Annotated in this window: 4 protein-coding genes and 2 pseudogenes; 2 read left to right on the top strand and 4 right to left on the bottom strand. The window is 69.7% G+C overall.

Annotation, left to right across the window (positions count from 1 at the left end):
* Nucleotides 1-24: 24 nt before the first annotated feature.
* Entirely contained in the window at nucleotides 25-1,299 is a 1,275-nt protein-coding gene (locus ACIQKA_RS28925; protein WP_402542867.1) for an MMPL family transporter, read from the bottom strand.
* Between the two features lie 187 nt (nucleotides 1,300-1,486).
* A pseudogene (locus ACIQKA_RS28930) lies at nucleotides 1,487-2,581 on the bottom strand (MMPL family transporter); the annotation flags it as partial.
* Between the two features lie 143 nt (nucleotides 2,582-2,724).
* On the opposite strand from ACIQKA_RS28930, the gene ACIQKA_RS28935 reads away from it, so the two are divergent.
* On the top strand, nucleotides 2,725-3,321 hold the full coding sequence (locus ACIQKA_RS28935) for a TetR/AcrR family transcriptional regulator (protein WP_383150526.1): 597 nt from the start codon (nucleotides 2,725-2,727) through the stop codon (nucleotides 3,319-3,321).
* A gap of 185 nt (nucleotides 3,322-3,506) precedes the next feature.
* Here the strand turns inward: ACIQKA_RS28935 and ACIQKA_RS28940 are convergent.
* Nucleotides 3,507-3,836: pseudogene (locus ACIQKA_RS28940) on the bottom strand (hypothetical protein); the annotation flags it as partial.
* A gap of 104 nt (nucleotides 3,837-3,940) precedes the next feature.
* Nucleotides 3,941-5,359, bottom strand: coding sequence for an alpha/beta hydrolase (locus ACIQKA_RS28945; protein ID WP_402542856.1), 1,419 nt, complete (start codon nucleotides 5,357-5,359; stop codon nucleotides 3,941-3,943).
* 10 nt (nucleotides 5,360-5,369) lie between these two features.
* On the opposite strand from ACIQKA_RS28945, the gene ACIQKA_RS28950 reads away from it, so the two are divergent.
* On the top strand, nucleotides 5,370-5,696 hold the full coding sequence (locus tag ACIQKA_RS28950) for a hypothetical protein (protein WP_402542857.1): 327 nt from the start codon (nucleotides 5,370-5,372) through the stop codon (nucleotides 5,694-5,696).
* The last annotated feature ends 618 nt before the right edge of the window (nucleotides 5,697-6,314 follow it).

The following is a 6,314-nucleotide window of genomic DNA, read 5'->3' on the forward strand; positions in this document are numbered from 1 at the left end:
GTCGAGTGCCCCTGCGGGGTGTGGTTACAGGGCTGGAGTCGGACTCGGGGCCGAGGCCGGCCCGGGGAGCCTGCCCGTGCGGCGGGCCCAGATTTCGAACGCGACAGTCATGAACGGGGGTACGGCGGCCAGCAGGGCGAAGATCGTGGTCCGGCCCAGCCGCCACTTCAGCCGGATCGCGACCAGGACGGTCAGGGACACGTAGACGATGAAGGCGGCACCGTGGAGGGCGCCGAAGATCCGCACGCCGAGTTCGGTGGTTTCGGGAACGTACTTGAGGTACATCCCGACCAGCAGACCTGCCCACGTGCACGCTTCGACGGCCGCGATCCAGGTGAACGCGCGCAGCAGGCGGCCGGAGCCGGTCCCGGCGGGCCGCGCGGCCGGCACGTCGGCGGAAGGCGGTCCGGAGAGGGGCGTGGAAGGTGTCTGCGGGCTGCCTGGGCGGGCGGGCCACAGGGCGCGTTCGCCGAGCAGGCGGACGACGGCGGGGACCAGGAGCGGGCGGATGAGGAAGGTGTCCAGCAGGATGCCGAAGGCCATGGCGAAGCCGAACTGGAACAGTTCGCGGATCGGCTGGGTCATCAGGACGGCGAAGGTCACCGCGAGGATGAGGCCTGCGGAGGAGACGACGGCGCCTGTGCGGGTCAGGGCGGCGGTGATCGCCTTCGCCGGGGGCCGGGTGCGCAGTTCCTGCTTGAACCGGCTCATGATGAAGATGTTGTAGTCGACGCCGAGCGCGACGAGGAAGACGAAGACGTACGCGGTGACGCGGTTGCCGATGCCGTCGTCACCGAGGACGGTCACGGTGAGGAAGGTGGTGGCGCCCAGGGTGGCCAGGAACGACAGGATCAGGGTCGCGACCAGGTAGAGCGGGGCGAGGAGCGAGCGGAGCAGCAGGACGAGGACCGCGGTGACGATGGCCAGGACCAGGAGCACGACGAAGGCCGTGTCGCGGTCGAGGGCGGAGCGGATGTCGGCGTTCTGCGCGGTCTCGCCGCCGATGAGCACCGTGGCGTCCCGCACTCCGGCGGCCCGGGCCGCGGATTGGGTGGCCTGCTCGAGGGGACCGATCGCGTCGAGTGCCTCGGAGCTGTAGGGGTCGAGGTCGAGGACGACCTCGTAGAAGACGGTCTTGCCGTCCTTGCCCATGCGGGGGTCTGCGACACGGCTGACGTGATCGGCATCGGTGAGCGCGGCGGCGATGTCGGCGGGTGCGGGGCCGGAGCGCAGGTCGTCCTGGGAGTGGACGACGACGGTACTGGGGGCGATCTCGCCGGGCCCGAATTCCTCCTGGATGAGGTGCTGCCCGCGCTCCGACTCGGTGGCGGCGCGGAAGGAAGCCGCTGAGGGTGTTGAAGCTCTCCTGGTAGCCGAGCAGTCCCGCGCTCAGCAGCACCAGGAGTGTGATCACGGCCGAGGCCACCTTGACGGGGGCCCGTGCGACCAGGGCGGCGATGCGGTGCCAGATGCCTGCGCCGCGGCTGCATTCGGCGGCCTTGTCCACGCCCCCGGGCCAGAAGACGCCCCTGCCCAGCAGGAGGACCAGGGCGGGGATGAAGGTGAACGCCACCAGCGCCATGACGGCCACGCCCAGGGCGAGGTACGGTCCGAAGCCGTGAAGTGCCGGGGAGGCGGCCACGAGCAGGGCGAACATGGCGAGCACGATGGTCGAGGCGCTGGCGAGGACGGACTCGGCGGTGCGGCGCACGGCGGCCCGCATCGCGCGGGCGCGGTCCGGCTCGTCGAGGAGGGTCTCGCGGTAACGGGCGGTGATGATCAGCGCGTAGTCCGTGCCCACCCCGAACAGCAGCACGGTCATGATCGAGGCGGTCTGGGAGCTGACCGTGATGACTCCGGCGTCCGCGAGAATCGCGCCGAGCGTCTCCGCCACGCGCATGGCCACGCCCACGGCGAGAAGCGGCACGAGCGCCATCAGGGGCGAGCGGTAGATCACCAGCAGGATGATCAGGACGAGCACGATGGTGGCCAGCAGCAGGACTTTGTCGCCGCCGCTGAAGACCTTCACGGTGTCGGTGGCGATCCCGGCGGGGCCGGTCACCGCGACGTCGGCGGGCCCGGCCCGGTCGGACGCGAGGGTGCGCACCTCGTCGACCGCGTTCTGGAAGGACTCCTCCGAGGGGTTTCCCTCCATGGGCACGATGACCAGCTGGGCACCGCGGTCCTGCGAGACCAACTCGGCCACGGCGTCGGGAGCGGTCACCGCGGAGACCACGCTCACGACGTGGTGGGGCCGGCCGGTTCCGGAAAGGGCCGAGGTGATGGCGGCGACCGCCCGCGTGGCGCTCGCCGCGGCGTCGGTGCCCTTGCCGCGGACCACGATGATCGCCGGCGTCGCGTCCTGGCCCGGAAGCTGGGCGCGGACGAGGTCACGGGCCTTCACGGAGTCCGAGGCGGCGGGTGGCAGGTTGGCGGACGCGTTGTCCTCGACGGATTCCAGGGTCGGGGCGACCCCGGCGAGGAGGCCCGCGATCAGGACCCAGAAGGCCACAACCACGGCGGCGCGCTTCTTCGATCCCAGGAGACATCGGAGCAGAGCGGGGGGGTTCATCGGTTGCATCGGACAGCCTTCGGCAGGAAGCACGGACAAGACTTAGCGACAGGGTGTCTCTAAGTCGCGTCAAGCTAACACGCCCCCCGGCCTCTCCGGGGTGGGGGTAGGTTGGCGGGAGACGGCACAGCGGCCGAGGTGAAGCGGAGAAAATGCCCAAGATCGAAGCCGGCAGCGTCCGGGAGCACCGGGCCCAGCGGCTCGCGCAGCTGATCGACGCGGCCGAGGAGCTCCTGAACGAGGGCGGCGCCGAAGCCCTCACCGCCGGAGCGGTCGCCGCGCGGGCCGGAATCGCCCGCAACAGCATCTACCGCTACTTCAACTCCATCGACGACCTGCTCGAACTCGTCGTCACCCGCGAATTCCCCGCCTGGATCGACGCAGTGGAGCAGGCCATCGCGGCCGAGACCACGCCCGCCGCCCAGGCCGCCGCCTACGTCAGGGCCAACCTCGAACAGGCGGCTCGCGGCACCCACGGCTGGCGGGCCGCGCTCTCGCGCGACTCGCTCTCCCCGTCGGCGCGGGAGCGGGTGAGGAATCTGCACACCTCGCTGCACGAGGCGCTCGCCCGGGTCGTGCGCGAACTGGGGCGGCCCCAGCCCGAGCTGACCGTGGCGGTGGTCCAGGCGGTCGTGGACGCGTGCATCCGCAGGATCGACCAGGGTGACGATCTGACGACCGTGTCCGACTTCGCGGCGGGAGCGACGCGTCGACTGCTCGCGGACGACGGCTCGCCGCATCACCCGTGACGCACCCCGGCCGGGCGGCTCGCGGGCCGGCCGACGGCGAAGCCCCGGTAGGACGAGCCCGGTCTCAGCCGCTCCGCGGTGTCCCCGTCCGGAGGAACGTGAACGTACCGCCGGACGTCCTGAAGGGTGTTGCGGAAGGTCCGGATGCGGCAGGCCGAAGTGGCGCCCGACCTGTGGTTCCACCGTGTCATGGCGAGGTCGCGCATGGTGGCGACGGCCTGGACCGCGTGGTGGGGGCCGTCTCCTTTCCGGCGGCAGTCGCGCGGGATCTTCCGGTTCTTCGTCCGAGCGAAGGTGCGCTCGGCACGGGCTCGCGCCTCCGGTGCTCGGCGTTGTCCTCCTCCTGACCGCACAGGAGGGGACGGCCGGCTCTCTTGCGGTGCGGGACGATCAGACCGGTGCCGAGGTGGGCGCCTCCTCGACCACCGCCGTTCCCGCCGCCGCGGCCGACCGCCACCCGGACCGTTCCCGCCCCGCTCTCCCACCGTTTTCACCGGCTGCGCGAACCGGTCCATCCGCAAGCCCGTGAACCTCTCCGCCCACACCGGCTCAGCCCGCACCCCACCCGTACGGGCAGGGCTCTGTGGCAGCTTCCTGCCCGACAGTCCGTTCCTGGGGTTCAGAGGCCGGGAAAGGGGAGGCGAACCATTGCCGGCGTGGGGTTCGGCGGGGTGGAAGGGGAGTCGACCGGAGGGAGCGGATCGGCTGTGCAGGTGATGTCACGGGCCGGAAGGCGACCGGTGGTCAAATAGGCCGTGACAGTGCGGTCCGCGCAGGCGCTGATGCCGAGCGGGTACACGCCGTGGCCTTGCCCCTCGTCGACCGAGACCAGCCGGGAGCCCTTCAGCGCTCGGTGCAGGCCGAGTGCGGCGGCCAGAGGGGTCTGCGGGTCCCATTCGTTTTGAACGATGAGTGCGGGGACCTCGTTGTCGATCTCGGTGGCTGCTTCGATCGGACGGTCCCAGTAGGCGCACGGCAGGATATTCGAGACGGAGTCCCCGTACAGGGGGTAGCGAGTACTGTCGCGCCGGGAGTCGGCTTGGTAGACGGCCGGGTCGGTGGGCCAGCGAGTGTCACCGCAAGTGATCGCGAGGTAGCTCGCCAGCTCGTTGTCGGTCGGCACGAAGGTGGGGAAGGCCGGGACGGGTTTGCCCGAGGCTGCGTCTCGAAGCAGTCCCAGAGTCTTGGCGGCGATCGACGGGTGGACGATTTCCCAGCGCATGTGATCGCGGATCTTGGCGCCGTCGAACCTGGTTCCTCCGAGGTCGAGCGGCTCTTGATCTGCGCGGGCGACGATGTTCCAGAACAGTTCTTCGACCTCTGCGGGTGTCTCGCCGAGTCCGTACTGCGCGGAACGACGAGCGGTCCAGTCCGTCCACCGGTCGAATGAGGTCTCGGCCTGTTCCGCCCAGGACCGCGCCATGCCCCGCCAGACCCGCTCGGGATCGACCGCGCTGTCCAGGACGAACCGGTCGACCCGCTGCGGGAACAACTCGGTGTACACGGAGCCGAGGTAGGTTCCGTAGGACAGGCCGAAGTAGGAGATTCTCCGTTCTCCGAGGGCTGCACGTATGACGTCCATGTCGCGCGCCGTGTTGCGGGTGTTGATGTACCGGAGTGTGCCTTCGTTGCGGTTCCGGCACCGGTCCGCGATGTCACGCGCCCACATGGTGTCTTCGGGGAACGTCGTGTCCTTGTAAGGCCGGTACGTCAGTCGTTCGTCGGCAGTGGTCGTGCCACAGGCGAGAGGGCTGCTGGCGCCGACCCCGCGTGGATCGAAACCGATCAGGTCATACCGGTCCTTTACGGACTGCGGCAGGAGACTGCTGAGAGCGAGAGGATAGAAGAGGCCGGAACTGCTGGGGCCGCCCGGATTGAAGAGCAGGACACCACGACGCTTGTCCGGGTCGGCGGCCCTCATCCGCGACAGCGACACGTCGATCTTCTTGCCGCTTGGTTTGCGGTGGTCGAGAGGCACCTTGAGAGTCGCACATTCGACGGCCGGGGGGATGCCGTCGCCGCAACCCTGCCAGGCCAATGAAGAGGTGGTGACCGAGGCGGTCCTCAAGGAACCGGGATCGGCCGTGGATGTGGCCGTTGCCGTGGCGCCGAGGAGTACGGGCGCGAGAGTCGCAGCGACACCTAAGATGATCTTGGAGGTCGTTCTCGGTCTGATGAGCAAGGGAGTGCCTTCGTTCGCCGGGACGGTAGGCGGCACCCTTCAGTGGCGCGAGGGCATGAACAGCAGGGATGCCGGTAAGGGCAACCAGCTTATGAGACAAGGGAGTTCGGGTGAAGAAACCGATCCCACGCATTTGCGCCCGAAGGGCGGTGAGGCGTTGAGGCTTCGACGGCCGGTCGTGATCGGGCGATGAGTGATCGTGATCCGCTCAAGTACAAGGAGGATCCGCCGTCTTGAAGTGGCTGGTCAGCGGGGCGGCGTGACTTCGTTCCGGGGTGCTCGCGCTGGTCGTGGGCGGCGGCCTGTGTGGTAGGTCGTCCGGCAGGAGTGGGTTCATCGATTCCCGTCCGTCGCCGCGGGTGCCGTTCCTACGCTCCGGCCCATGAGGGATCCCGAGACGTAGGAGCGGATCGCCGCGCGGCGTGCGGAGCTGGACGGACTCGAAGAGCAGCTGGTCAAGCAGCTGTCGGAGGTACGAGCTGAGCGCGGTGAACTGGCCGTCGCCGAGCGGGGGTGGCAGCGGGTGAGCGAGCAGCCGGCCGACGGGCGCGCGGAGGCCGGGTCGCCGGTGGTCCAGGTGGCGGGTCGGGCGGTGCGGCCGGCCCCGGACCGTGAGCCGGGAGTGGCCGAGTCCGTACTGCCGGCGGCAACGACGTCTCCGCCACCACCATCCGGCGCTGGTGTGACGAGCTGATCCGCCTGCCGGTCGCGAAGGCCCCTAAAGGGTGTTGCAGAAGGTCGGGTTCGGACAGGCCTGAATGGCGTTTGACCTGCCATTTCACCGGGTCATGGCGAGGTTGTGCATGGCGGC

It is taken from the genome of Streptomyces sp. NPDC092045, assembly GCF_044756005.1.
Classification (GTDB): domain Bacteria; phylum Actinomycetota; class Actinomycetes; order Streptomycetales; family Streptomycetaceae; genus Streptomyces.